Raw genomic sequence first — 25,162 nt, 5'->3', positions numbered from 1 at the left:
CCGGAGGGCCGAGCGTCCTGGCGGGCCGAAGGGGCAGGCCCCCTGGAGGTGCGGCGGGCAGGGGGCGGAGGGCAGGTGCGGCGGGGGCGAGAACCAGCGGCCCCCTACACTCCCGAAGTCCTCCGCCTGCGTCCCAGCAACTCCGCCAGCCCCCTGCGCGTGGCCGCCAGCACCACCCGGTCCTCGCTCTTCAGGACATACGGGTCGGGCAGGTCCCACACCAGCCCGGACCCACCCCGCCCTTCCTCCCCCGTGTCCAGCGCCAACACCCTCCAGTACCCCGCCCGAAACGCCTCCCCGACCGTCTTCCCGGCCAACTGCGGGTACCCGCCGACCTCCAGCGCGGCGAACAGCAGCACCCGCCGCTCCACCGGAATCGCCCCCAGGATCTGCCGCCCCATCATCGCCCCGGCGAAGGAGGGCGCCGCCAGATGGGACACGCTCCGGCTCCGGGTGAGCGCATGGGGATGCGCGGCCCGCAGGGTGCGGTACACGGCGGTCGCGAAGTCGTCGTCGTACAGCCGCAGCACCACCCGCAGATCGGGCCGCAGGGACCGCGCGTACAGCGAGGCCTCCAGGTTCGTCGTGTCGGAACTGGTCACCGCGAGCAAGGCGTGGGCCCGCCCGATCTTGGCGGCCTCGAGGACCCCCTCCTGCGTGACGTCCCCCAGCACGACCGGCACCCGCAGTCGCCGCGCCACCGCGACGCCGCGCGCCTCGGGCGTGGCCTCGACGCACACCACCGGGATGTCCAGCTCCCGCAGTCGCGTCAGCACCCGGGTGCCGATCTTCCCCAGACCGAGCAGCACGACATGCCCGCCCAGCCCCCGAGGCGGCTTCCGCAGGGCCCCGGCCCCGCGGAAGGTGCCGAGCGCCTCCAGCACGGCCGCCAGCAGCACCGGCAGCAACAGCAACCCGACCAACCCGGACAGGAGTTGCAGTACCTGTCGCTCCGTCGACGCGCCGAGCGCCGGGTCGTTGATCGCGAACAGGTCCAGCAGCGTCAGATACACCGCCCCGAGCGGATGGACCCCGGTCACCAGCCACAACGCCACTGCCAGCGCGATGACACACCCCACCAGCCCGGCCAGCGACCACCGCAACCGCCGGGAGAACAACGAGGCGAACGGCGCCACGAACCCGGCCCCGCGCCCCGTCGGCAACGCGGGGCCGGCCGCGTACGACACCTGTTCCAGGACGACACGGCCCCGTCCGCTCGCGGCGGCCACCGTCGCCGCGTCCGGCAGCAGTCGCGGCCCCTGCTCCCCGCTGGTCTCGGAACCGTCGGCGAAGGCGGGGTCGTTGCTCGTCGCGGAGAGCAGCGCGAGGGTGGCCAGTCCCGCGTCGGCCGCCCGGCCGGGGCCGGGCGCCGGGCGTTCGACGGCCCGCAGCAGCAGGCCGTCCGTCTGGACGACCTTGGTCGTGCCGGCGACGGCGGTCGCGGCCAGCGCGGGCGCGGCGGTGTCGGCGTCGGAGAGCACGGTCGTCGACGCGTCACCGGCCACGGCGTCCCCCGCCGCGTCGCCCGCGGCACCGCCCACCGCCAACGCGGCCGCCTGGTCCAGGAGTTCCTCGATGTGCTGCCCCAACCGCCGGTTGTACAGCCGCAGGACGAGCCGCAGCCGAGGATTGAGCCGGCGGGCGGTGAGGGCGGCGCGGATGTTCGTCTCGTCGTCGTCGTACACCAGCGCCAGGGCGGCGGCCCGTTCCACCCCGGCCTCCGCGAGCACGGCCTCGGTGGGCTCGGCCGCCTCCAGCACCCGCCCGGCGCCGGCGGTTTCACCGGAGCCGGAACCGGAACCGGAACCGGAGCCGGGTCCGGAGACAGAGGCGGATCCAAAACCGGAGCCCGTGCCGCCACCGGCGCCCGCCGAACCGTTACTGCCGTTGCCCGCCGCCCTGTTGACGGCCGCGCTCACCACCCGGTCCAGCCACGCCGTCGACACCGCCCGGGCGCGCCCCGCGACCGGCGGCGGTACCGCGCGCTCGGAGGGCGGTACGACCAGCGTGACCTGCTCCTCGTACACCTGCCGCAGCTCGGCGGCCAGCCGGTGCGCCAGACCGTCGTCGCCGCACACCACCATGTGCGCGCCGGCGTCGCCCGCCGGCGCACCCTGATTCGGAACGCTCCCCACGAGGGAGAAGACTGCCCCACCGTGACGCGTGGTTCCAGAAGTGCGCTGAACGCGGGGGGTCTTCCGTCCGTATGGGAGGGGAGGCAGTGGCAGGGAGAGGACACACACGGAACCCGGAGGTGCCCCGCGTGGCCATCACCAAGGCGCCCCCGCACGAGAAGGGTGTCCGGGAAGACGAACCCAGGGGTCCCCGGCGTCTCACCTCACCCCTCGCCCTGACCTTCCTCCTGCTCCTCATGGTGCTGCTGCAGGGCCTCCTGCGCCGTGCCCTCTCCGCACCCGTGATGCAGAGCTGGACGACCGTCTTCGTGGCGGTGGTCGTGCAGGCCCTGCCGTTCCTCGTCCTGGGCGTCCTGCTGTCGGCGGCGATCGCCGTCTACGTCCCGCCGTCCTTCTTCGCCCGCGCCCTGCCCCGCCACCCCGCGCTGGCGGTCCCGGTGGCGGGGGCCGCGGGCGCGGTGCTGCCGGGGTGCGAGTGCGCGTCCGTGCCGGTGGCCGGCGCGCTGGTCCGCCGGGGTGTCACCCCCGCCGCCGCCCTTGCCTTCCTCCTCTCCGCCCCGGCCATCAACCCGATCGTGCTGACGGCCACGGCCGTAGCCTTCCCCCGCGACCCCGAAATGGTCCTGGCCCGTTTCGTCGCGAGCCTGCTCGTGGCCTGCGCGATGGGATGGCTGTGGCACCGCCTGGGGCGTACGGACTGGCTGCGCCCGCCGACGCACGCGCCGCACGAGGGGCAGAGCAAGGGGGCGGCCTTCTGGGACTCGGTGCGGCACGACGTGATGCATGCGGGCGGCTTCCTCGTCGTGGGCGCCATGGCGGCGGCGACCCTCAAGGCCGTCGCGCCGGAGAGCTGGCTGCGCACGGCCGCCGACAACCCGGTCGTGGCCGTGCTGGCGCTGGCCGCCCTCGCCGTGGTCCTCTCCATCTGCTCGGAGGCGGACGCGTTCGTCGCGGCGTCCCTGACCCAGTTCTCGTTGACGGCCCGGCTCGCGTTCCTGGTGGTCGGACCGATGGTCGACCTGAAGCTGTTCGCGATGCAGGCGGGCACCTTCGGCCGCGCCTTCGCCCTGCGCTTCGCCCCCGCCACCTTCGCCCTCGCCGTCGTGGGGGCGGTCCTGACCGGGGCGGTGCTCCTGTGAACCGCCAGGCCCAGGCGGCGGTCCTGTTCCTCCTCGGCGCCTCCCTCCTGCACGCCGGGACCACCGACCTCTACCTCCGCTACGTCAAGGCAGGCCTGCAACCCCTCCTCCTCGCCTCCGGCGCCGTCCTGATCGCGACGGCGCTGGCGACGGCCTGGTACGAGTGGCGCAGGTCCAGGACGCTCCGCGAGCAGCAGCGGCAAGAGCAAGAGCAGAAGGATCAGGAACGGGAGCAGCACCAGCACCCCGAGCCCCGCGTCTCCTGGCTCCTGCTCCTCCCCCTCCTCGCCCTGATCCTCGTCGCCCCGCCGGCCCTCGGCTCCTACAGCGCGAACCGCACCGGTACGGCCCTGCAGGAGCCCGTCGCCTACCCGGCGCTGCCGTCCACCGGCACGCTCCGGCTCGGCGTGGCCGACTACGCGGGCCGCGCGGTCTACGACCGCGGCCGCGGACTCACCGGCCGCCGTATCGCCGTCACCGGCTTCGTGGCCCTCGACCACGACGGCACCCCGTACCTGGTCCGGATGGCCCTCAACTGCTGTGCGGCGGACGCCCAGCCGGTCAAGGTGGGGCTGGCCGGCCGGATCCCCCCGGTCCTCCAGCCGGACACCTGGCTCGAGGTCACCGGCACCTTCACCCCTCGCGTGACCCGCGACCCGGTCAACGACGGGCCGATCCCCTGGATCGAGGTGACGCGGGCCGAGCCGGTTCCGGCGCCCCGGGATCCGTACGACGAGACGTGGAACAACTAGCCGGCGGGCCGGTCGTCGTCGGCGGGCGGCCCGTCACCCCTCGCTAAAGCTCTGCTCAGGACTGGTACGGCTGCTGCTGAGGCTGCCCGTGCGCCTGGCCGCCGTAGCCGCCGGCGCTCTGCACCTGCAGCTGTTCCGCCTGCTCCTTGGTCACCTTCTGCTCGGCGCCGCAGAAGGTGCACTGCGTCATGTACTTGGTGGAGACCGGGAACAGCGGCACGAAGAACAGGGTGAACTTCGTGACGCGCTTCCTGAGCGTGTGCGCGGCGGGGTTGCCGCAGCGGCCGCAGACCAGCGTGAGTATCGCGAGCTGGTACAGGTAGCCCTTGGTGCCGAAGATGATCATGTGGTCGGTCCTTCCCGTTCGGTGCCCGGGGGCACATTGCCAGTCAACGGCAATCGGGAGGCCGGTGCCGTCCGGAGGGCCGGGTCTCCGCTGCCGAGAAGCTCATTCAACAGGGCCGGGGGGGGGGGGGGGGGGGGGGGGGGGGCGCCCGCCCCGGCCCCCCCCCCCCCCCCCCCCCCCCGCCCGCGCGGGCGACAGGGCCGGCGGGCGGCGCCGACCGCCGGCGCGGCCCCCGGCCCTGTCGCCCGCGGCTCTGGATAGCTGACGGTCCGTCAGATATGGTCCCCCTGCCGTACCGCTTCGAAAAGGGGTGAGCGCGATGGAGACCCGTCCCCAGAGCCCGCAGCCGCCGGGGGCTCCCCGCTGGGCCGCGATGTTCTACGACCCGGCCTCGGCGTCCTGGCGCCTGGCCGCCGAGTCGCCCGACCGAACGCCCGTGCTGTACGCGATCGGCGAGATGGCCCAGGTCAAGCGGGCGCGGGGCGACGAGGTGGCCGTCGCGCTGTGGGGGCCGCAGGACGGTGCCTGGCGGCGCTTCGACGCCTCCGCCTCCACCTCCGATGCTGTCCCCGACGCGGCGCCCCGGCCGCCCTCCTCGGAGGACGCCGTGCGGCCCGCCCCGGGCAAGCTCGCGGAACGCATGGAGGACCGCCGGCACCAGGTGCTCATGGCGGGCCTGAGCAAGGCCGGCCTCTACGACCTCGCCCCCGACGACGTCACGGCCGTACGGACCCTGGTGGACCGGCTGGACGAGACGACGCTGCGCCGGGTCGCGCACTGGATGGCCGTGGCCGGTTCCGGCCGGTAGCCGTCGGCCCGCCCGGTTGGGCGTGCGCCGCGCAGGGCAGTCACGTCCTGATGGTCTCCAGGGACACGGCGGTGACAGGAGGACGCATGAAGGTCTCCGTGGACCCCCACCTCTGCTACGGCTCCGGCGAGTGCGTCTACCGGATACCGTCCGTCTTCACCACGGTCGACGGCTTCGGAGCCGTCCTGCCGGGCCGCGAGGACACGGGCGGCGACCCGGAGGTCCGGGAGATGGCGGAGAGGTGCCCGTCCCAGGCCATCGTCGTCGAATAGGTGGGTCCGGGAGCGCTCAGTCAGCGGCCGGACAACGCCACCGCAGGGAGGCCAGCGCCCTCGCCCGCGCCTCCACGACGGCCATCCGGGCGTCGCGCTCCGCGGGATCGGTGTGCGCCGCCTGTCCCGTGACCTGCCCCTCCCACTTCCGGTACAGCAGCCCCACCTCCCGCGAGAACCATCCGCGGCTCACCGAGTTGAGCGCCAGCAGCAGCCCCGTGTCCTCGGAGGCGGGCAGCGCCATCCAGCCGCCGAGGGCGAGCAGCAGGTCCCGGCGTACGCACAGGGTCGCGGGGTGCACCTGGGCCCGGAAGTCGTGCGCCTTCCAGTGGTCGAGCACGTCCCCCCGCTCGATCGGGCCGTCGAGGGGATCGCCCGGGAAGCCGGCCGTCGAGCCGTCCGGGAGGAGGTCCAGGGCGCGGGAGGTCGCCCAGCCGAGGGCCGGGTCGGCTTCGAGGGCGGCCAGGTCGCGGTGCAGGGCGCCCGGCGTGAGCCGGTCGTCGGCGTCGAGGACCTTCACGTACTCGCCCTCGGCGTGGGCGAGCGCGATGGTGCGGGCGACGCCCGGACCGCCCGGTCGGCCCTGACGGAAGGTCACGCGTGGGTCGTCGGGGACGTGGGGTCCGACGGCGTCCGTCGTGCCGTCCTCCTGGATCACCCAGTGCCACTCCCAGCCGTCGGGCAGGTCCTGGCCGCGCAGTGACGCGTAGGCCTCGGGCAGGTAGGGGGCCGACGGGGCGTGGACGGCCGTGACGACGATGACGCGCCGGTTCACGGCGGCGCTCACCACCTTTCCAGGTGCGTGACGAAGAGCAGCTCGGTGCGGTCGCCGGGGAGGGTGACGTCGGAGACGTCGACCACGCGGTCGTCGGTGTCGTGCGACGTCTTGCGGAGCACGATCACCGAGGAGCCGTCCGGCAGGTCCAGTTCCCGTGCCTCCTGAGGCGTCGGCGGGCGGACGGTGAGGCGTTCCTCGACGCGGGCCACCTCGATGCCCACGGTGGAGAGCTGGTGCTGCGTGCCCCCGGGCCACGGCTCCCTGGTCTCGTCGAGGAGGCCGGGGTTCGCCGCGATCAGGTCGCGGAGGAGGTAGGAGGTCACGAGGTCGAAGGGCGCGCTCTCGGCCGCGTACCGGGTGCGGTAGGTGCGTTCGAGGAGTGCGGTGCCCTCCGGGACGCCGAACGCGTCCGCGAGGTGCCGGGGCGCCTCGATCTCGCGGTACCTCGCGTGGAAGACGAGGTCCCGGGAGTCCAGGCCGGTGTCGCGCTCCGTCGCCCCGGTCCCGGCCCGCTCGGCCCGTGGCGCCCGTGCCCGGTCCTTCTCCCACTGGTGCCGCAGGTTGTCGCGGACCGCCGGCCTGCGGGGACATCGGACGACGTCGCCGCCGCCGCTCTGCTTGTCTGGCACCGGCCCAGCCTACGACGCACGCGAGAGGCCGCCCTCCCACCGGAGGACGGCCTCTCGCGACGCTCACGCCCGGCCGCTGGCGACGGGGGATGCACCAGCGACCGAGCTGTGGCCAAGGCTAACAAGGCCGGTTGACCGGTGGGAGTGGACTGCTCGGCTGCATCGAGCCGATGTGACGCGGATCACTCCACTGCGGCTCGTCCGTCACTCCCCGCACGGCGGCTCGTACGAGAGGCGCGGCAGGTACTCGTGCCACTTGTCCTGCGTCAGAACGCCCCGTGTGGTCGAACAAATGTGCGCGATCGCCTGGTTGACGTCGAGGTTCCACAACCGGACGGTGTCCGTGCCGCTCGACACGCCGAGCATGTCGCTGGTGGGGCTGAACGACAGGAAGTTGCCGGTCTTGGCGTTCGGGCTCATCGACCGGCCGATGGGGGAGGCGTCGGACGGCTCGCCGACGTTCCACAGCCGCACCGTGTTGTCGTTGCCGCCGCTCGCCAGGGTGTCGCCGTCCTTGCTGAACGTCAGGGACACCACCGACTCGGTGTGGCCGGTGAGGGGCCGGTCCAGCGGGGCGGCGTCGAGGGGATCGGTGACGTTCCAGAGCCGGACCGTGTCGTCGTCGCTGCCGCTGGCCAGCGTGTGGCCGTCAGGGCTGTAGGCCAGGGCGTTGACCGGTCCGAGGTGACCCCGGAGCGGGGCGCCGAGGAGAGCGGGACGGCGTGGGTCGGTCACCCTCCACAGACGTACGGTGCCGTCCGCGCTGCCACTGGCGAGGGTGCGGCCGTCCGGGGAGAAGGCGAGGGCGTTGACGTAGCCCCGGTGGCCGGTGAGCGGGGCGCCGAACGGCCGGGGGCGGGACGCGTCGGCCACGTTCCACAGCTGGATCGTGCGGTCGTCGTAGGCGGTCGCCAGCGTGCGGCCGTCGGGGCTGAACGCCAGCGCCTCGGGCCCCATGAACCGGGTCCGCAGGACGAGGGGCGGCCCGTAGGAGACCGGCCGGGCCGGGTCGGCGACGTTCCACAGGTGCACCTCCCGGCTGCCCGTCAGCACCGCGAGGGTGCGGCCGTCGGGGGAGAACACCAGCGAGCGCTGGCCGCCGTCCCCGGGCATGAACGGCTCGTGCAGCAACACGGGCCGGTCGGGCGTCTCCACGTTCCACAGCCGCACGCTGCCGTCACGCGCGGCGGTGGCGAGCACCCGCCCGTCCGGGCGGAACGCCCCGCTGCGACCGATCATGTCCGACGTCGGTATCGACCACAGGCGGACCTTGCTGTCGCCGCTCCCGGTCGCCAGCGTCCGGCCGTCGGGGCTGAAGCCCAGGGCGTACATCTCGCCGCTGCTCCCGGCCAGGGGCTCGCCGACCTGCGACGGGTACGCCGGATCGCTGACGTTCCACAGGCTGGCCGTGCTGTCGGCGCTGGCCGCGGCGAGCATGGTGCCGTCGGGGTCGAACGCCACCGACCAGACGGGACCGGTGTGGCCGGTGAGCGGCGCTCCGAGCTGGCCGGCACGGCGGCGGTCGGACACGTCCCAGAGCCGGATCGTGTCGTCCGCGCTGCCGCTGGCGAGGATGCGGCCACTGGGGCTGAAGGCCACGGAGTGCACCAGATCCGTGTGCCCGGTCAACGTGTCGAGCGCCTGGGGCCGGCCCGGCTCGGCCACGTCCCACAGCCGGATCGTGTGGTCGTCGCCACCGGCCGCCAGCGTCCGCCCGTCCGGGCTGAACGCCACGGACCGTACGGCGGCGGTGTGGCCGGTCAGCGCACCGAGCGCCCTCGGCCGGGCCGGCTCGGCCACGTTCCACAGCCGTACGGTGTGGTCCTCGCCGGCGGAGGCCAGCGTCCGTCCGTCCGGGCTGAACGCGAGCAGGTAGATCGTGCCCTCGTGCCCCGTCAGGGACGCGCCGATCTGCCGCGGCCGGCCGGGATCCCGTACGTCCCACAGCCGGATCGTGCCGTCGTCCCCGGCGCTGGCGAGGGTGCGCCCGTCCGGGCTGAAGACCGCGCTGCTCACCCAGCTCGTGTGACCGGCGAGGGGCTGGCCCAGCGCCTTCGGCCGCGTCGGATCGCTCACGTCCCACAGCCGTACGGTCCGGTCGTAGCTGGCGGTGGCCAGGAGCCGGCCGTCGGGGCTGAACGAGGTGAGGTAGACGGCGCCGGTGTGGCCGAGCAGGGGCGTGGCCAGCGGGGCGTTGACGATCGCGATCAGCCGGTTGTTGGTGCCGGCGTCGTCCGGCCGCAGCTGGTGCGCCACCAGGTCCAGTTGGGCGGACAGGGACGGGTCGGTGTACTGGACGCGGTCGGCCTCCGCGACCACCTGCTCGAACACGGCGTCGTTGCGCTGCTGCCACGCGACGACGGCCGCGCCGACGGCCACCATCGCCAGGACGACCAGGGTCGACACCGCGGCCCGGCCGATCCACACCGTGCGCTTGCGCAGCCTGACGGACGCCGCCAGGAAGTCCACGGCGCTCCGGGTCAGATACGTGTCGCCGGCGGTCTTCGCCCAGGCGCGGGCCTGCTCGAGCCGGGAACCCCGGTAGAGCAGCGACGCGTCGCGGTTCGAGCTCTCCCAGGCCCTGCCGTCCTCCTCCAGCCGCTGACGCAGCAGGTTGCCGTGGCGGTCCTCGTCGATCCAGTCGCGCAGGCGCGGCCAGGCGTGCAGCAGCGCCTCATGGGTGATCTCGACGGTCTCCGCGTCGAGCGTCACCAGCCGGGCGCGCACCAGCGCCTCCAGCGACTCCTCCGTCTTGTCCGGATCCGTCGACTCCGCCGCCAGCCGGCGCCGCGTGCTTCGCCTGCGCGTGGCCTGGGTGTCCTCCCCGAGCCGCACCAGCCGGAGCAGCAGCAGCCGCGCGGCCGTACGCGCCGCCGGATCGAGGCCGGACCAGGCCCGCTCGGCGGTCGCCGCCACCGCGCCCTGGATCCCGCCGGCCGCCCGATAGCCCGCCAGGGTCAGCTTTCCCGCCTTCCGCCGCTGCCAGGTCGCGAGCAGGGCGTGGGAGAGAAGCGGCAGCACACCGGCGTCGTGGGCGCCGCGCGGACCGTCGGCGCTCACCTCCCGGACGATCAGCTCGGCCAGCCCCGGCTCCAGCTCCAGCCCCACGGCCCTGGCCGGCCCGGTCACCGCTTCGCGCAGCTCCGCGGTGGTGAGCGGCCCGAGGACCATGTGCCGGTGCTGCAGCGCGTCGGCCAGCTCCGGATGGGCGAGGCACTGCTCGTAGAAGTCGGCGCGGATGCCGAGGACGACGAGCACGGGCGCCGGGTCCCCGTCGGCGGGCGTGCAGGCGGCGTGGAGGAGCTGGACGAAGGCGCGCCGGGTCGCCTCGTCGGGGCAGAGAGTGAACGTCTCCTCGAACTGGTCCACGATCAGGACGGGCCGGGCGGAGCCCGTGGCCGGGGCGTCCCCATGCGCCCATGCCGTGACGGCTTCCCGGACGGCCCGCGCGAAGCCCGGAGCGCCGGGCCGCGTCGCCTCCCCGGCGGCGGCGACGACGGGAGCGAGCTCGGGGATCGATCGGGTCAGCTCGGCCGGCGGATCGCCACCGGGGACGAGCTGCAGCACCTTCCGGCCGGGGCCGTCCTCGTCACCCGGAGCGCCCGTCGCGACCGTCCCGCCGCCGCTGTTCTGCAGCGCGGGCACGAGACCGGCGCTCAACAGGGAGGACTTCCCGGCCCCCGAGGCGCCGACGAGCACGACCAGGCCCCCCGTCTCCTCCGCCGCCCGCAACTGCGCGACGAGGGCCTCCGTGCTGCGCTCCCGCCCGAAGAACCAGCGGGCGTCCTGACGCCGGTACGAGGCGAGCCCCCGATACGGGCACACCCCACCGGGGACGGCCGGGGTCTCAGCCGAGGGCTGCTCCTCCTCGGACGGCGCCGGACCCTCCCCGACCGGGTCGGCGACGGCGCGCTCCCACAGACGCTGCCACTGGACGAGGTCGTACAGCCCCGGGGAGACCGGCGTCGGCCGCAACCGCCGCGCGTCGGGGATCAGCACCTGCAGCACCGCCGCCAGCGCGGTGAACTGGGCGGGCACGTTCCTGGCGCGCCGCCAGTCACTGATCCGCTGGGCCGACACCCGCACGGGCCGCCCGCGCTCGTCGACCCGCTGGAGCCGGGCGACCGCCTCGGACACGCGTTTGAGCGGAGGGTTGCCGGCCTCCCTGTACAGCAGCGCGAGACGTTCCGCGAAGGCCGTGCGTGCCCCTGAGCCGGAACTCAAGGTCTCCACCCCTCACTCCCTCGCCCTCTGGTGCCCGGCTCCGGCATCCGGACCGGAAAAGTCACTTTATACGGCTGACCTGCGGTTAAGTCGGTGACCGGACACCGCGCCCTCCTCGGTTCCGGCCACAACTGGCAGGATCCCGGGGTACGTGCGCAACGCCGGACGCCGCTCGGCCGACCCCGCGTGAGCTCGGGAGATCCACGGCCCGGCCCCGTGCGACCGCCGTCGCGCCGTCCACGGATCCAGCCAATCCTCGGTCCGCCCCGACCCGGCGCGGATCGACGTCACCCGCACCGTTCGGCAGCGGTCCGCACGAGGGGAGGGACCGGTGCCGAACGGTGCGGCGTGTGGGCGCCACGGCGGGGTGACGCCGGGCGGGTACCCCTGAGGGGCCGGTGACGGTGACCCGGGATCGCTCAGGTCCGCCAGCGTGACTCCGCGGCGCGTCGCGCCAGTGCGTCGAAGACCACCGCGGTGAACAGCACCCCGCCGGTGATCATGAACTGGATCGGGGGTTCGACTCCCAGCAGCGCCATGCCCGAGGCGATCGACTGGATGATGAGCACCCCCAGCAGCGCGGACCAGGTCGAGCCGCGCCCGCCGAACAGGCTGGTGCCCCCGATGATGGCGGCGGCGATGGCGCTGATCAGCAGCATGCCGGAGCCCGGCACCTGGCTCGCCGAGGTGAGCCGTGACGCGACGAACAGGCCGCCGATCGCGGCCAGGGTCCCCGACGCCGTGAACACCAGGACCCGCACCCGCGCCACATCGACGCCGGCCCGCCGCGCGGCCTCCGCGCCGCCGCCGAGTGCGAGGACCTGCCGGCCGTAGGGAGTGCGGCGCAGGAAGAGGTCCGAGCCGACGATGACGGCGAGGAAGAGCAGGAGCGCCAGCGGCAGGCCCTCGAACCGGCCCAGGACGTGTACGGCGGTGAACGCGACCACCGCGAGGAGGGCCGTACGCGCCCAGATCTCGGCCACCGGCCGGTACGGCATCCCGACGGCGCTGCGGCGCCTGCGGTCGTGGTACGAGACGAGGAGGTACGCGGCCGTGCCGAGCGCCGCCAGTCCGTAGGTGACGACGGCGGCGCTGAAGTGGCGGCTGGTCAGCATGGCGACCAGTCCGTCCTCGCCGAAGTGGATGGTGCCCTCCGGCCCCAGCAGGTAGAGCATCAGGCCGTTCCAGGCCAGCAGGCCCGCGAGGGTGACGACGAACGCGGGTACGCCGATCCTGGCGAAGGAGTACCCGTGGAGGGCCCCGGCGGCCGCACCGCAGCTCACCGCGAGGATCACGGCGAGCCACTCCGGCATCCCGAGGTTCACGTTCAGTGCCGCGAACACGGCGCCGGCCAGACCGGCGAGCGAGCCCACCGACAGGTCGATCTCACCGATCAGCAGCACGAAGACGACGCCGACGGCGATGACGCCGGTGCCGACGATGTCCACGCTGAGCACGGACAGGTTGCGCGGCGAGAGGAACCTGTCGTTGAGGCTCTGGAAGACCACCCAGGTCACGACGAGAGCGAGCAGGGCCGGGGCCGGACCGAGCTGGCTCTCGTGCAGTCTGCGGCGCACCGCGTCGGCGGCTGCGCCGATCCGTTCGGCGTACCGGCGTCCGTCGCCGCGCCGGCCGGAGGCGGCCGGCTCGGCGTCGGTGGCGCGCGCCCGGCTCCGCCTCCCCCTCACGGCCACGCCTCCTTCGGGCGGGCCGGGCGCTGGGCGACGGCGTTGTCCGCCGCGCCCGTGATGGAGGAGATGATCTGCTCCTGCGAGGTGGTGTTCACGTCGAACACGCCGTTGTTGCGGCCGAGGCGCAGGACGGCGATCCGGTCGGCGACGGCCTTGATGTCACCCATGTTGTGGCTGATGAGGAGCACCCCGAGACCCCGGTCGCGCAGCTCTTCGATGAGATCGAGGAGCTGACTGGTCTGCTCGAAACCCAGGGAGGCGGTGGGCTCGTCGAGCAGGAGCAGCCTGGGCGAGCCGAGGAACGAGCGGGTGATCGCGACGACCTGCCGCTGGCCGCCGGACAGGGCGCCGAGCGGCACCCGCACGTCGGGGATGCGGATGGACAGGGTGTGCAGCAGCTCGCGGGTGCGGCGCTCCATCTCCACCTCGTCGAGGATGCCGAGCCGGTGGATCTCCCGGCCGAGGAAGAGATTGCCGACGACATCGAGGTTCCCGCACATCGCGAGGTCCTGGTAGACGGTCGCGATCCCCAGGACCTGGGCGTCCTGGGGACGCCTGATCTGGACGGCTCTGCCCTGCCACTCGATGACGCCCTTGTCGGCGGGACCGACCCCAGAGATCACCTTGACCAGGGTGGACTTGCCGGCGGCGTTCTCGCCCACCAGGGCGACCACCTCCCCGGCCCTGATCTCCAGATCGACGTCCACCAGCGCCTGGACGGCGGCGAACCGCTTGGAGACGCCGCGCAGCGCCAGCAGGGGCTGAGCCGGCACGGGGCCACCTCCTTCCGCCTTCGGTCATGCTCATGGGGTGAGTCCGGCCCTGTCGCAGGCGGGCCGGAGCTTCGGGGTACAGACCTGCCCGATGGTGTACATACCGTCCTTTATCACGGTGTCCTTGATGGTGCTCGCGGTCACCGGGACGGAGGGGAGCAGGACCGCCGGGATGTCCTTCGTGGTGGCGTTGTCCACGGTGCCGGTGGCGATGGACCCGACCGCCTCGCCGCGTGCCAGGGCGACGGCCATGTCGGCGGCGGCGTCGGCCGCGGGCTTGTAGGGCTTGTAGACGGTCATGTACTGCTCGCCCCGCACGATGCGACGTACGGCCGCGAGGTCGGCGTCCTGGCCGGTGATCGGGGGCAGCGGTCTGACCTCGGCGGCGTGGAGGGCGGAGACCACGGCGCCGGCGAGGCTGTCGTTGGCGGCCAGAACGCCGTCGATGTCGCCCGCGCCCAGGGCGGCGATGGCGCCGGTCATGTTGACGTAGGCGTTCTCCGGCCGCCAGCCGGCGGTGTCGTACGACTTGCCGATCTTCACCTTGCCCTTGAGGACGGAGAGCGATCCCCGCTTGAACCAGCCGGCGTTGGGATCGGTGGTGGCGCCGTTCATCATGACGATCTGGCCGCCCCGGGCCTTCGTCCCCATGGCCTGCAGGAGCGCCTCGCCCTGGAGCCTGCCGACCTGCGCGCCGTCGAAGGTGATGTAACCGGAGATCGGACCCTGCGCGAGCCGGTCGTAGGCGACGACCGGGATGCCGGCCCGGTGCGCGGCCTCGACCGACGGGCGCAGCAGCTGGGGGTCGACGGCGGCGACGATCAGGGCGTCCACACCCCTGGTGATCATGGCCTCCAGCTGCTGCTGCTGGACCGCCGGCTCGGGCGTGGCGGCGACGGTCGCCGCCGGACACTCCGCGCACAGCTGCTTCAGCCTCTTCTCGATCAGCGGCCTGTCGAACTGCCCGAAGCGGGAGGCCCCGCCGCCCGGGAGCAGCACCCCGACGGTGAGACCGCCGTCCCCCTCCCCACCGTCCTCGCCGCAGGCCCCGGCCAGGACCAGACCGGCGGCCAGCACGATCGCCGCGGAAGCACGGGTGAGGGGCCCACGCTTCACGGCCGAAAGGCCGGCGCCGAGACCCATCTCCGGTCCCCCATCGATCTGTCATCAATATGTACTACTTTGCCCCGTAACGAGAGCTTAATCCTCAAACTCTTCAAGGCCGGAAGGCGCCCCTGGCGCATCGCATCGGACGAGGCGGCCCCGGCCCCGTCGGCGGACGCCCTGGAAAGGCCGTACAGAGATCCGCGGACGGGCCCGCTCCCTCTGCCCAGAACGGCCCCCACCTGCCAAGCTCGGCTACGTGACGTACGTAGTGACCGTGGACACCTGCATCCCGGAGGGCACTCCGGAGATGGACCCACTCCAACGAGCGGGCGCCGTGGCGCTCATCGAGGACGGATTCGACTCCGTCAAGTCCGTCGAGGGACCCGACGGGGTGAAGGTCGATCTCCTCGACAGCATCGTGGCCGTCCACCCGGGCGGCGCCCTGCTGAAGGTCGTCGTGGACGCCCCGGCGCTGGAATCCGCCGAGGACGCGGTGCAGACGCTGGTGGACGAGCTGCTGGAGCGCTCCGAACCGCTGGCGGACTGGAGGATCGAACGCTGTGAGGTCGAGCTCCACCAGGGTCTGGCCAGGGAGAGCCTCGACGCGGCCGACGGTCCCGACGCCCCGCCCGACGACCCGGCCGCTCGCAAGGCCCGCCACACCGAGAGCGTGACCACCGAGAGCGCCGACGACGGCTACGACGCCGAGGCGGAAGCCACGGCCGTGCGAAAGCGGATGCTGGAGTCGGCCGACGAACTTCGTTCCTTCTCCCCCGTGATGTTCGGTGTGCCGGAGGACGGGGACGAGGCCCACGAGGACGGGGGCGAGGCGTTCGCCGTCTCGCCGGAGGGTGCCGCACTCGCCGCCGGCGCCCTGGTCCACGCGACCGACATCCTGGTGGACAAGCTGTTCGAGGACGTACAGGTCCTGACCCAGGAGGACACCAACGTCGCGGAGTGCGAGGGCCCCTTGTGGCACTTGGAGCACCTGCCCGACCGGTACGCCCTCCGCTACGACGCCCGGTTCGCCCGCCGTTTCCTGGTGACCGTGATAGCCATGACCACCCGCTTCACCGACGGGAGCTTCCGGCGGCTCAGCTGTGTGGCCGAGGAGCTCGCCCTGAGGTTCCTGCTGGGCGAGGCGACCACGACCCTGGAGCTCCACGGGCTTCTCGACGACGAGGTGTCGGCCGCCCTCGACGCGTTCGCCGGCAACCTGTACGAGGACATGGACCACGAGTGGCTCTACGACGGCTCGCTGGACGGCATCGACGAAGGAACCACCGGCACGACGCTGGGGATCACGCCCCTGGCCTTCGGCTCCTGGTTCACTCCGTTCAACGAAGGCCGATACGTCCACCCGTCCGCGTCGGACGAACCCGAGTCGGCGCTGCAGTGAGGCTTCCGGTTCTCAGACGGGATAGGCGTGGGTCTGCGTCGCCTTCACCGTCGCCCAGACCTCCGCACCCGGGTGCAGACCGAGTTCGGCGGCGGCGACCGTGGTGAGGTCGGCGGCGAGGGGGAGTTCGCCGGTGAGGCCGGCGCGGATCTGGTCGCCGTGGGTCTCCAGGCCGGCCACCTCGCAGCGCCAGAGGTTGCGGGCGCTGGAGCCGGTCGGGCGGTCACGGTGGAGGGTGACGGCGCTCGGCGGGAACGCCACGAACACCGGGCCGGACAGGACCTCCGTGGTGGTGACGGCCGGGCCGGTGTCGAGGCGGACGGTGTGACCGTCGGCCTCGCCCCGGTAGAGGTTCAGACCGACCAGCTGCGCGATGTAGTCCGTGCGAGGGTGCCGCGCGATGTCGGAGGGGGCGCCCTCCTGGACGACCCGGCCGTGTTCGACGACGACCAGCCGGTCGGCCAGGACCATGGCGTCGAGCGGATCATGGGTGACGAGTACGGCGACGGCCTCGAAGTCGGCCAGATGACGCCGGAGTTGGGCGCGGACCTCCAGTCGGGTACGGGCGTCCAGCGCCGCCAGCGGCTCGTCGAGGAGCAGCAGGCGGGGACGGGTGGCCAGGGCGCGGGCCAGGGCGACGCGCTGGGCCTGACCGCCGGAGAGGCGACGGGGCTTGACGCCGGCGTGGTCGGCGAGACCCATGCGGTCCAGCCACTCGGCGGCCTGCGCGCGGGCCTCAGCCCTGGACGCGCCCTGGCAGCGCGGCCCGAAGGCCACGTTGTCGAGGGCCGTGAGGTGCGGGAAGAGCAGATAGTCCTGGAAGACGACGCCGACGGGGCGGGACTCGGGCGGCGTACGGTCCAACTCGGTACCGTCCAGCCGCAGATGGCCGCCGGTGAGCGGGGTCAGCCCGGCGAGGGCACGCAGGGCGGTGCTCTTGCCGGCGCCGTTCGGGCCGAGCAGGGCGACCACCTCGCCGGGCGCGACGGTCAGTGCCACGTCGAGGCGGAAGGCGCCGCGGTCCACCACGAGGCGGGCGTCGAGCCCGTCCGGAGCGGCGCCGGCGTGGACGTCGTGGGTCTCGGTCATCCGGCTGTCATCCAACGATCGCGCAACCCGGCCAGCACCGCGACCGACACGGCCAGCAGCACCAGGCTGAGGGCGATCGCGGCCTCCGGGTCGCTCTGCAGGGCCAGGTAGACGGCCAGCGGCATGGTCTGGGTCCGGCCGGGGAAGTTGCCGGCGAAGGTGATCGTCGCACCGAACTCGCCGAGCGCCCGTGCCCAGGCCAGGACGGCGCCCGCCGCGACGCCCGGCGCGATCAGCGGCAGCGTGACCCGGCGGAACGCGGTGAAACGGGAGGCTCCGAGCGTCGTGGCCGCCTCCTCGTAGCGCGGACCGGCGGCACGCAGGGTGCCCTCGACGCTGATGACGAGGAACGGCATGGCCACGAACGCCTCCGCGACCACCACCCCCGCCGTGGTGAACGGCAGCGTGACCCCGAACCACGAGTCCAGCCACTTCCCGACGACACCGTTGCGGCCGAGCGCCATCAGCAGCGCCACACCACCGACGACCGGCGGGAGGACGAGGGGAAGGGTGACGAGGGCCCGTACGAGACCGCGGCCGGGGAACTCCACCCTGGCCAGCAGCCAGGCCAGCGGCACGCCGACGACCAGGCTCACCGCGGTGGCGGCGGTGGCGCACACCAGGGACAACTGGAGCGCCTGCCACACGTCCGCGCTGGTCAGCTGCTCGGGCAGGCTGCGCCACGGGGCCCGTACGAGCAGGGCGATCAGCGGCACGATCAGGAACGCCAGGCCGATCAGCGCCGGGAGGAGCAGGGGCAGCGGGACGCCCGTCCGGACGTGCCGGCGCCGCGGACCGCCCCCGAGGGTGTCGGTCGCGGCGTCGGCCTTGTCGATCGGGGTCACGGCTTGAGGAACCCGGCCTCGGTCAGGACCTTCTGGCCCTCGGCGGACCGCACCAGCGCGATGAACGCCTTGGCGGCCTCGACGTTCTGCGCGTCCTTGAGGAGGGTGATCGGGTAGTCGTTGACGGCGTCGGCGGACTCGGGGAACTCCACGCCCTCCACCTTGTCACCCGCCGCGTGCACATCGGTCTTGTAGACGACGGCGGCGTCGGCCTCCTTCAGCTCCACTTTCGTCAGCGCGGCCTTGACGTCCTGCTCGTAGGAGACCGGCGTCAGCTGGAGCTTGCTCGCCTCCAGCGCCTTCTGGGCGGCGGCGCCGCACGGCACCTCCTTGTCGCAGAGCACGACCTTCAGGCCCGACTTGGTGAGGTCCCTGAGGGAGGAGACCTTGTCCGGGTTGCCGGGCAGGGTGGCGATCTCCAGCTGGTTGCGCGCGAAGACGGCGGGCGTCCCCTCCGCGTCCCCCGCATCCGTGACGATCTTCATCGTCCTGGGGCTGGCCGAGGCGAACACGTCCGCCGGAGCACCGCCGGTGACGCTCGCGGCGAGCGAGTCGCTGCCACCGAAGCTGAAGGTGACCTTCGTACCCGGGTGCTCCTTCTCGAACTCCTCGCCCAGCGTCGTGAAGCTCTCCTTCAGCGAGGCCGCGGCGAAGACGGTCACCGTGCCGGACAGCTCGTCCGACGAGGAGGCGGAGGCGGAGGAGCCCGATTTCCCCGACGCGGAGTCCGAGCCGGACGACGAGCAGGCACTCAGGGCCAGCACGGCGGCGGCGCCCGCACCGACCACCTGCAGGGTCCGGCGGGTCCGGCGGCTCCGGCGCGCGGTACGGATCATCACGGTTCCACCCCTCCGGCCCTGACGGACGACCGTCCACGGCCTCTCGACGACCACGTCGGTCGACTTGGTCACGGCAACCGCCGGAACACCGGGCTCCAGCCTCCCCGAGGGGCACGCCGGTGACGATGCCGGAGAAGCGGTTGCGGGCCGAGGAACTGGTCTCCCGCCGGCCGCGTCCCCGATCCGGTAGGTGTGCACGGGCCGATGATAATCCCGCAGATGCAAGGAGAACCCACCTTGTGACGTGGCACAAGCTGGAACAGCGATCCATGGAGCTGGCATGTGCGTTTGCACGGAACGTGGGTCCGGGTACGGTCATGCGGGAGGTGGAAGGCCGTGAGCCAGTCCCTCGCAGCCGCCGGTACGACCGCCCGTCCGGCGGCGGAACTCGCCCTCACCGGCGATCTGCACCGTCCGGCCCGCCTGACGGTGCCCGACCTGCCGACCTGGCCGCAGCACGAGGCCGACGTCAGCTTCGAGTGCGCCACCAGCGGCATGCAGCACCACCGGTTCACCGGCCCGCTGCTGCACGACGTCCCGTCGGCGGCCGGTCCCGCCTTCGACCCCGCCCGCCGCAAGGACCGTCTGCGCTTCCTGATCGCGGTCTCCGGCACGGACGGCCACCACGCCCTGCTGTCCTGGGCGGAGATCGACCCCGACTTCGGCCGCGCCCAGGTCCTCCTCGCGGTCACGATCGACGACGCCCCGCTCGACCACGCCGGCCCCCAACTGGTCCTGCCCCAGGACCGCTGCGGCGCCCGGCACATCAGCCGCGGAGCCGGTGGAGTGGACGTCCGCCTTGGTGGTGGTGCGACCCCGGTGGACCGGCCCGAGGCGACGAATCTGCATCTGCGATCTGAATCTGGAACTGGATCGGGATCCATAACGGGATCTGGAACGGGATCTGGAACGGCCGCTGTGCGAAAGCGACGTGGCCGTCGAGCTGCGCCCGTTCCAGATCCGCCCGCCGCAGATGCGACCGGAGCGACTACTCGCGTCCCACGCCCTTCTCACCGATGTGGAAGATCCTGTGGCTGGTGCGGGTCATGTCGACGACCAGCTTGGTGGTGGTGTCGCCCCAGGTGAGGGTGACGACGGCCTCCGTGTGGTTGCCGACGGTGCCGTTGTCGGTGACCTTCCAGGCGAGCGGGACGTTCTGGGCGCGCAGGACGCCGTCGGCGTGCTCCCGGTCCTCCCAGGCCGCCAGCTCCTTCTGGAAGGCGGGGGTGAGGTAGTGGCTGCGCAGGGCCTTCTCGAGGCTGCCGCCGTCCTCGTCCAGCACCGCGTCGATGTAGGTGCCGTAGAAGTCGGCGATGCGAGTGATGTCGTCGGACGGCTTGCCGCTGACGCTGCGCGGGGCGCCGGCGGAGGCCTGGACGGTGGCGCCGAGGCCGAGGGCGACGGCGAGGACGCCGGCGGTCAGGACGGTGCGGGTCTTGCTGCTCATGTCTGTTCCCCGTTTTCGAAGGAGTGCCGACTCGCGCCGAACGGCGCTGTCGGTGGTCGGTGGGCCGCTCTCCCCACCCCCGCGGCGGAGAGCGGCCCGGTCATGCGGTCAGCGGCGCTTGTTCACGGCCGTGACGGTTGTCTTCTCGAAGGCCGGATGTCGGAGGCGCCTCAGGAGATCACCGTGCGCAGGCAGCGGTCCTGTTCCGCCGCCCCGGTACGTCGGCGGTGACCTCGCCGGCCGTTCACGAAGAGCTCAGGTGCGGCGGAAGATCGGCCGCCGCGAGGAAGCCGGGAGCCCTGGCCGCGACGTTCGCCGGTGTGGCGGGCGTCGCGCCGAGGGCAAGGCCCGTGAGGCGAGTGTGCGGAGCGCGCCTACTCGATTGCGCTTGGGCATGGGTGTCCCCCGTGGTGAGTGCATGGGTGTCGTCTGTCGCCCGCCGTCGGCTGGTCGGTCCGGCCCTGCCCGGTGCGACAGCAAGAGCATCAGCCGTCACGGTGGCCCGACGCAACGCCGGACGCCCGTCCGGCGACGGTGGAACCATCCCAGCCCATCTGACGTGCAGGTATATGGACGCCTGGGATACGGGGACATGGGGGAGGACGGGGGAACGGTGTCGAACGGGGAGGATGTCGAGCAGTTCGCGGCACTGCTGCGCCGGCTGAAGGACCGCACGGACCGGAGCTACGGCTCCCTGGCCCGGCACCTCCACATGAACACCTCCACGCTGCACCGCTACTGCGCGGGCGAGGCGGTCCCGCAGGACTACGCCCCCGTGGAGCGCCTGGCCGCCTTCTGCGGGGCGACACCGGAGGAACGCCTCGAACTGCACCGCCTGTGGCTGCTCGCGGTGACGGCACGACAGCGGTCTCGGGCGGGCGAGGGGGCGGCGGAGCCGGGAAGGGCCGAGGCGGCGGACGAGTCCGGAAGGGCCGAGGAGGCGGCGGAGCCGACAAAGGCCGAGGGGGCGCTGGAGCCGGCAGGGGGCGACCGGGCTTCGGGTCCGGACAGCCGGACGGTGCGGAGCGTGGGTGGCGGCGCGGACGGCATGGGTGGTGACGGGGGCGGCACGAGCGGCGTCGGTGGTGACGGGGGCGGCACGAGCGGTGCACCGCCGCGACGCGACGCGGGCGCACCCGACGCAGGGCCGCCCTCCCCCCTTGCCTCAAGGGCATGGGAGGCACCCCCATCCGGCGCTCCCGGACCGGGAAGTCCCGAGCCGACGGCCCAGTGGGATGCGGCCCGCTCGACCGGACGGCCCTGGTACCGCCGTCGCGGCACCGCCATCGGTGCCGCCGCGGCGACCGTGCTGCTGGTGACGCTGGGCAGTCTCCCGACGCTGTCGGCCGATCGGTCTCACGACAACTCCGCCAAGGCCCCCGGTCAGTCCCGTACGACAGGAACCGGCACGTCACACCACCCCCCTGCCACTGCGACCAGCCCCTCCCCCTCCTCCAGCCGTTCGTCGGCCTCGCCCTCCGCGGGAGTACGGGCTTCGGGGAGCCCCGAGCCGAAGGGCGGACCGTCGGCGGACACGAAGAGCGACGCCCCCGTGTCGACCGGTGTGCCGCTCGCCTGGACCGCCGACTCGCAGATCTGGCAGGGCGGTTGCGGGCACGACTACATCATCGAGAAGAAGCCGGCCCAGGTGCCCCCGCCGCCGGTGCAGCAGGACGCCGGGCTGTGGGCGGCGACGCAGGGGGCGGTGCCCGGGCGGCAGACGATGGTGCAGATCTCGGTGCAGGGGACGTCGTCCACGGCCGTGGTCCTGGAAGCGCTCGAGGTCCGTGTCGTCAGCCGCGGTACCCCGGTCACCGGCAACACGTACGCCATGGGCCAGGGCTGCGGCAGCGACCTGACGCCCCGTGAGTTCTCCGTGAACCTGGACGTCAACCGCCCGATCGCCCACGCGCGCCCCGGCAACGACCGCGGAAAGCCCGTCCCCGCGGTGCGGTTCCCCTACCGCGTCTCCGCCGAGGACCCGGAGGTGCTGCTGGTCACCGCGACGACCGAGGCCTACGACTGCGCCTGGTACCTGGAACTCCACTGGTCCTCCCAGGGCCGCACGGGCACGGCCCGCATCGACGACCACGGCCGCCCGTTCCGCACCAGCAGCATCAAGGGCCTGCCCCACTACTGGTACGGCACGAACAGCGACGGCGTGCGTCAATGGGTGCCCCTCGACTCCTAGACGGCAACGGAGCTTCTTCTGACTGCCGACGGGGTTCAGACCCGGCGGGCTCTCCGCAAGCGCGGCAAGGCGCTGGGGGCGGCAGCAAGCAGACGGAAAGGACGGAAAAGAAGGGCAAGAGTCATAGCGGTTGCTGTTTCCGCTGCTGTACGCACGACAGAGGCCCATTCACGATCACGTGAATGGGCCTCTAACCTGTGTCGGGGTGGCGGGATTTGAACCCACGACCTCTTCGTCCCGAACGAAGCGCGCTGCCAAGCTGCGCTACACCCCGATGTCGCTGCTTGTCGCGGCGACGACGTTTACTTTAGCCCACCGGTGGCTGTAGGCGAAATCCGGTTTTGGCGCGGTGGCGGGTCGGGTGGGGGCGGGCGTGGTCGAGGGCCACCAGGAGGAGCCCGAGGGCGTAGAAGGACAGGCCGATCAGGAGGGCGTTGGTGAGGGTGTGCTCGTGGCCGTGGGGGGCTGCGTCGAGGAAGGGGTAGAGGTGGCGGCCCGGTGTGCCCGGTGTGATCAGCTCGGCTCGGATCAGGGAGAACGCCAGGTAGGACAGGGGGTACAGCAGCCACAGTGCTGCCTGGTGCAGGCGCAGGCGGCCGGGTGGCGTCAGCAGCAGCCAGTCCAGGACGGCCGCCGCCGGTGTCACCGTGTGCAGGAGGTGGCTCGCGACCATGTGCCGGCCGGTGGGCGTGCCGGTCGTGGTCGGCACGGAGAACGGGGTCGCCGTGTCCGCCAGGAGCAGGTGGTACCCCAGGCCGGTGATCGTCGTGCAGAGCGGCGCCGCCCCGGTCAGGACGGAGGGGACGGGCCGGCCGGCTGTCCAGGCGCTGCGGGCCGACAGGAGGGTGACCAGTGCCAGCAGGATGCTGCTCTGGACGGCGAAGTGGCTCAGCACGCGCAGTGGGCTGCCGAGCAGCAGCGCCAGGGTGACACCCGCGGCCGCCGTGGCGGCGATCAGGAGGCGGAGCACCGCGGTCAGGGGGCGGCGTGCCGGGGGCCTCACCGCTGCGGCGGGGACGAAGGAGGGGAGAAGCGTGTGGGTCCGCCGGAGGGGCGGCAGGTCGGGGATGTCCCGGGGTATCGGGGCGGTCATGCCCTCACGCTGGGCAGGGGGGAGAAAAGGGGCCATATGGGTGGGTCCGTACGGGGGGACCCACCCGTCCCATGGGCCCCGGCCCCCTTTCTGCCTGCAGGCCCCGCCTCCCCCTTACTCCTTCTCCACCAATGTCAACAACGTCGCCTCCGGCGGGCACGCGAAGCGGACCGGGGTGTACCGGTTCGTTCCGCACCCCGCCGACACGTGCAGGTAGGCCGTACGACCTTCCGCCGTGTGCGTGGACAGGCCCTTCACCCGGTCCGTGTCCAGGTCGCAGTTGGTGACCAGGGCGCCGTAGAAGGGGATGCACACCTGGCCGCCATGGGTGTGGCCGGCAAGGATCAGGGGGTAGCCGTCCGCCGTGTACGCGTCCAGGACGCGCAGGTACGGCGCGTGCACCACGCCCATGGAGAAGTCCGCCGAGCCGGAGGGGCCGCCGGCCACCTGTGCGTACCGGTCCCGTTTGATGTGCGGGTCGTCGAGGCCCGTGAGCTCGACCGACATGCCGTCGACCTTGAGCGTGCCGCGCGTGTTCGTCAGGTTGAGCCAGCCCGCGCCGTCGAAGCCGTCGCGCAGGTCCTCCCACGGGTTGTGGACCACGCCGACAGCCGGCGGGTTGCCGTTCAGGCCGTGGCGGCCCTGGGCCTTCTCCAGCAGGTAGCGGGCCGGGTTGCGCGGCCTGGGGCCGTAGTAGTCGTTGGAGCCGAAGACGTACGCGCCCGGGAACTCCATCAGCGGGCCGAGCGCGTCGAGGACCTCCGGGACGCCCTCCGGGTCGGAGAGGTTGTCGCCCGTGTTGATCACGAAGTCGGGGCGCAGGCCGGCCAGCGAGCGCAGCCAGCGCTGTTTCTTGCGCTGCCCGCTCACCATGTGCATGTCGGAGACCTGCAACACGCGCAGGGGACGCATCCCGGCGGGGAGGACGGGGACCGTCACCCGTCGCAGGCGGAAGGAGCGGGCCTCGAAGCCCGCCGAGTACAACAGACCGGCGGCACCAACCGCCGCGATTCCTACGGGTACTGCGTATCGCGCGCGCATACGTCCATCGTGTCAGACCCACCGCCCCTTAAATGAAGCGGCGTCGGGCTGTCTGCACCTGCGACAATCAAACCCATGACCACGCTCAAGTCGAAGCTGCAGGAAGACCTCAATGCCGCGATCAAGGAGCGCGACGAGCTGCGCTCCTCGACGCTCCGGCTGACGCTCGCCGCGATCACCAAGGAGGAGGTCGCGGGCAAGGAGAAGCGTGAGCTCTCCGACGACGAGGTGCAGAAGGTGATCACCCGCGAGGCGAAGAAGCGGCGTGAGGCGGCCGATGCCTTCGCGCAGGGTGGTCGTGCCGAGTCCGCCGAGCGGGAGAAGGCGGAGGGCGAGGTCCTTGCCGCGTACCTGCCCAAGCAGCTCAGCGACGACGAGCTGAACGACATCGTCGCCCAGGCCGTCGAGGAGGCGAAGACGGCCGGGGCCGAGGGGCCGCGCGCCATGGGCGCCGTCATGAAGATCGTGAACCCGAAGGTGGCCGGCCAGGCCGAGGGCGGGCGTGTCGCCGCCGCGGTCAAGAAGCTCCTCGCCGGCTGACCCACCGGCACCTCGCCGGCTGAC

The 25,162-nt window shown here is 72.8% G+C and carries 21 protein-coding genes, 1 tRNA gene and 1 pseudogene; 8 read left to right on the top strand and 15 right to left on the bottom strand.

All coding sequences use genetic code 11. The annotated features are described in order from the left end of the window. Positions 1 to 104 precede the first annotated feature (104 nt). Positions 105 to 2,084 (bottom strand): NAD-binding protein, encoded by a 1,980-nt coding sequence (locus ACPT94_RS15255; protein ID WP_425246114.1) that lies wholly within the window; start codon positions 2,082 to 2,084, stop codon positions 105 to 107. A 179-nt stretch (positions 2,085 to 2,263) separates the two neighbouring features. Here ACPT94_RS15255 and ACPT94_RS15250 point away from each other — a divergent pair, with 179 nt between their 5' ends. Then, positions 2,264 to 3,274: a permease gene (locus ACPT94_RS15250; RefSeq protein ID WP_425246044.1), complete on the top strand. Its 1,011-nt coding sequence runs from the start codon at positions 2,264 to 2,266 to the stop codon at positions 3,272 to 3,274. Further along, positions 3,271 to 4,026 carry a TIGR03943 family putative permease subunit gene (locus tag ACPT94_RS15245; protein ID WP_360332513.1) on the top strand — a complete coding sequence of 252 codons (756 nt, stop codon included), beginning with the start codon at positions 3,271 to 3,273 and terminating at the stop codon, positions 4,024 to 4,026. The genes ACPT94_RS15250 and ACPT94_RS15245 overlap by 4 nt, the downstream gene beginning before the upstream one ends. Before the next feature lie 55 nt (positions 4,027 to 4,081). Here the strand turns inward: ACPT94_RS15245 and ACPT94_RS15240 are convergent, their stop codons facing one another. After that, the gene (locus ACPT94_RS15240) at positions 4,082 to 4,372 is read right to left on the bottom strand and encodes a zinc-ribbon domain-containing protein (protein ID WP_360332510.1); all 291 of its coding nucleotides are present in this window, start codon (positions 4,370 to 4,372) and stop codon (positions 4,082 to 4,084) included. A gap of 319 nt (positions 4,373 to 4,691) precedes the next feature. On the opposite strand from ACPT94_RS15240, the gene ACPT94_RS15235 reads away from it, so the two are divergent. Both ACPT94_RS15235 and ACPT94_RS15230 read left to right on the top strand, forming a co-directional pair. Then, positions 4,692 to 5,180: a hypothetical protein gene (locus ACPT94_RS15235; RefSeq protein WP_360332507.1), complete on the top strand. Its 489-nt coding sequence runs from the start codon at positions 4,692 to 4,694 to the stop codon at positions 5,178 to 5,180. 86 nt (positions 5,181 to 5,266) lie between these two features. After that, positions 5,267 to 5,452: a ferredoxin gene (locus ACPT94_RS15230; protein ID WP_360332504.1), complete on the top strand. Its 186-nt coding sequence runs from the start codon at positions 5,267 to 5,269 to the stop codon at positions 5,450 to 5,452. Between the two features lie 16 nt (positions 5,453 to 5,468). On the opposite strand, the gene ACPT94_RS15225 is transcribed toward ACPT94_RS15230, so the two are convergent. From ACPT94_RS15225 to ACPT94_RS15200, 6 genes are all read right to left on the bottom strand, one after another. Beyond that, complete coding sequence (locus tag ACPT94_RS15225) at positions 5,469 to 6,227, bottom strand: glycosyltransferase family 2 protein (protein ID WP_360332707.1); 759 nt, start codon at positions 6,225 to 6,227, stop codon at positions 5,469 to 5,471. Between the two features lie 8 nt (positions 6,228 to 6,235). Further along, positions 6,236 to 6,859 (bottom strand): UTRA domain-containing protein, encoded by a 624-nt coding sequence (locus ACPT94_RS15220; protein WP_360332501.1) that lies wholly within the window; start codon positions 6,857 to 6,859, stop codon positions 6,236 to 6,238. A gap of 204 nt (positions 6,860 to 7,063) precedes the next feature. Next, complete coding sequence (locus tag ACPT94_RS15215) at positions 7,064 to 11,092, bottom strand: nSTAND1 domain-containing NTPase (protein WP_425246043.1); 4,029 nt, start codon at positions 11,090 to 11,092, stop codon at positions 7,064 to 7,066. 410 nt (positions 11,093 to 11,502) lie between these two features. Beyond that, positions 11,503 to 12,777: a sugar ABC transporter permease gene (locus ACPT94_RS15210; protein WP_425246042.1), complete on the bottom strand. Its 1,275-nt coding sequence runs from the start codon at positions 12,775 to 12,777 to the stop codon at positions 11,503 to 11,505. Then, positions 12,768 to 13,547 (bottom strand): ATP-binding cassette domain-containing protein, encoded by a 780-nt coding sequence (locus tag ACPT94_RS15205; RefSeq protein ID WP_360332495.1) that lies wholly within the window; start codon positions 13,545 to 13,547, stop codon positions 12,768 to 12,770. Before ACPT94_RS15205 ends, ACPT94_RS15210 begins: the two co-directional genes overlap by 10 nt. Positions 13,548 to 13,577: 30 nt before the next feature. Continuing rightward, positions 13,578 to 14,690 (bottom strand): sugar ABC transporter substrate-binding protein, encoded by a 1,113-nt coding sequence (locus ACPT94_RS15200; protein ID WP_425246041.1) that lies wholly within the window; start codon positions 14,688 to 14,690, stop codon positions 13,578 to 13,580. A 220-nt stretch (positions 14,691 to 14,910) separates the two neighbouring features. On the opposite strand from ACPT94_RS15200, the gene ACPT94_RS15195 reads away from it, so the two are divergent. Next, complete coding sequence (locus tag ACPT94_RS15195; protein ID WP_425246040.1) at positions 14,911 to 16,053, top strand: hypothetical protein; 1,143 nt, start codon at positions 14,911 to 14,913, stop codon at positions 16,051 to 16,053. 12 nt (positions 16,054 to 16,065) lie between these two features. On the opposite strand, the gene ACPT94_RS15190 is transcribed toward ACPT94_RS15195, so the two are convergent. The 3 genes from ACPT94_RS15190 to modA are packed head-to-tail and all read right to left on the bottom strand — an operon-like array spanning position 16,066 to position 18,823. Beyond that, positions 16,066 to 17,142, bottom strand: a complete 1,077-nt coding sequence (locus ACPT94_RS15190; RefSeq protein ID WP_360332486.1) for an ABC transporter ATP-binding protein — start codon at positions 17,140 to 17,142, stop codon at positions 16,066 to 16,068. Further along, entirely contained in the window at positions 17,139 to 17,987 is an 849-nt protein-coding gene (gene modB / locus ACPT94_RS15185) for a molybdate ABC transporter permease subunit (protein ID WP_360332483.1), read from the bottom strand. The genes ACPT94_RS15190 and modB overlap by 4 nt, the downstream gene beginning before the upstream one ends. Beyond that, complete coding sequence (gene modA / locus ACPT94_RS15180) at positions 17,984 to 18,823, bottom strand: molybdate ABC transporter substrate-binding protein (RefSeq protein ID WP_425246039.1); 840 nt, start codon at positions 18,821 to 18,823, stop codon at positions 17,984 to 17,986. Before modA ends, modB begins: the two co-directional genes overlap by 4 nt. Before the next feature lie 339 nt (positions 18,824 to 19,162). On the opposite strand from modA, the pseudogene ACPT94_RS15175 reads away from it, so the two are divergent. Further along, positions 19,163 to 19,642, top strand: a pseudogene (locus tag ACPT94_RS15175) (molybdopterin-dependent oxidoreductase); the annotation flags it as partial. A 172-nt stretch (positions 19,643 to 19,814) separates the two neighbouring features. Here the strand turns inward: ACPT94_RS15175 and ACPT94_RS15170 are convergent. Beyond that, on the bottom strand, positions 19,815 to 20,273 hold the full coding sequence (locus tag ACPT94_RS15170; RefSeq protein ID WP_360332477.1) for a hypothetical protein: 459 nt from the start codon (positions 20,271 to 20,273) through the stop codon (positions 19,815 to 19,817). Between the two features lie 592 nt (positions 20,274 to 20,865). Between ACPT94_RS15170 and ACPT94_RS15165 the strand changes: the two genes are divergently transcribed. Next, the gene (locus ACPT94_RS15165) at positions 20,866 to 22,464 is read left to right on the top strand and encodes a helix-turn-helix domain-containing protein (protein ID WP_425246038.1); all 1,599 of its coding nucleotides are present in this window, start codon (positions 20,866 to 20,868) and stop codon (positions 22,462 to 22,464) included. Between the two features lie 200 nt (positions 22,465 to 22,664). Here ACPT94_RS15165 and ACPT94_RS15160 read toward each other — a convergent pair. The 3 genes from ACPT94_RS15160 to ACPT94_RS15150 all read right to left on the bottom strand — a co-directional run bounded on the left by ACPT94_RS15160 (position 22,665) and on the right by ACPT94_RS15150 (position 24,598). Next, a tRNA-Pro gene (locus ACPT94_RS15160) sits at positions 22,665 to 22,738 on the bottom strand. A 33-nt stretch (positions 22,739 to 22,771) separates the two neighbouring features. After that, the gene (locus ACPT94_RS15155; protein ID WP_425246037.1) at positions 22,772 to 23,557 is read right to left on the bottom strand and encodes a Pr6Pr family membrane protein; all 786 of its coding nucleotides are present in this window, start codon (positions 23,555 to 23,557) and stop codon (positions 22,772 to 22,774) included. A gap of 114 nt (positions 23,558 to 23,671) precedes the next feature. Next, positions 23,672 to 24,598, bottom strand: coding sequence for a metallophosphoesterase (locus ACPT94_RS15150; RefSeq protein WP_425246036.1), 927 nt, complete (start codon positions 24,596 to 24,598; stop codon positions 23,672 to 23,674). Between the two features lie 75 nt (positions 24,599 to 24,673). Between ACPT94_RS15150 and ACPT94_RS15145 the strand changes: the two genes are divergently transcribed. Next, entirely contained in the window at positions 24,674 to 25,138 is a 465-nt protein-coding gene (locus ACPT94_RS15145) for a GatB/YqeY domain-containing protein (protein ID WP_360332468.1), read from the top strand. Positions 25,139 to 25,162: the final 24 nt, after the last annotated feature.

The organism is Streptomyces aurantiaciflavus (assembly GCF_049808595.1).
Lineage (GTDB): Bacteria > Actinomycetota > Actinomycetes > Streptomycetales > Streptomycetaceae > Streptomyces.
This window is presented reverse-complemented; position numbering and strand designations above follow the sequence as displayed.

Excerpts from the sequence above, each read along its gene's own strand:
- ACPT94_RS15255 (WP_425246114.1), bottom strand. The coding sequence starts at position 2,084 with ATGGTGGTGTGCGGCGACGACGGTCTGGCGCACCGGCTGGCCGCCGAG.
- ACPT94_RS15240 (WP_360332510.1), bottom strand. The coding sequence starts at position 4,372 with ATGATCATCTTCGGCACCAAGGGCTACCTGTACCAGCTCGCGATACTC.
- ACPT94_RS15235 (WP_360332507.1), top strand. The coding sequence starts at position 4,692 with ATGGAGACCCGTCCCCAGAGCCCGCAGCCGCCGGGGGCTCCCCGCTGG.
- ACPT94_RS15230 (WP_360332504.1), top strand. The coding sequence starts at position 5,267 with ATGAAGGTCTCCGTGGACCCCCACCTCTGCTACGGCTCCGGCGAGTGC.
- ACPT94_RS15200 (WP_425246041.1), bottom strand. The coding sequence starts at position 14,690 with ATGGGTCTCGGCGCCGGCCTTTCGGCCGTGAAGCGTGGGCCCCTCACC.
- ACPT94_RS15190 (WP_360332486.1), bottom strand. The coding sequence starts at position 17,142 with ATGACCGAGACCCACGACGTCCACGCCGGCGCCGCTCCGGACGGGCTC.
- modA (WP_425246039.1), bottom strand. The coding sequence starts at position 18,823 with ATGATCCGTACCGCGCGCCGGAGCCGCCGGACCCGCCGGACCCTGCAG.
- ACPT94_RS15170 (WP_360332477.1), bottom strand. The coding sequence starts at position 20,273 with ATGAGCAGCAAGACCCGCACCGTCCTGACCGCCGGCGTCCTCGCCGTC.
- ACPT94_RS15165 (WP_425246038.1), top strand. The coding sequence starts at position 20,866 with ATGGGGGAGGACGGGGGAACGGTGTCGAACGGGGAGGATGTCGAGCAG.
- ACPT94_RS15155 (WP_425246037.1), bottom strand. The coding sequence starts at position 23,557 with ATGACCGCCCCGATACCCCGGGACATCCCCGACCTGCCGCCCCTCCGG.
- ACPT94_RS15150 (WP_425246036.1), bottom strand. The coding sequence starts at position 24,598 with ATGCGCGCGCGATACGCAGTACCCGTAGGAATCGCGGCGGTTGGTGCC.
- ACPT94_RS15145 (WP_360332468.1), top strand. The coding sequence starts at position 24,674 with ATGACCACGCTCAAGTCGAAGCTGCAGGAAGACCTCAATGCCGCGATC.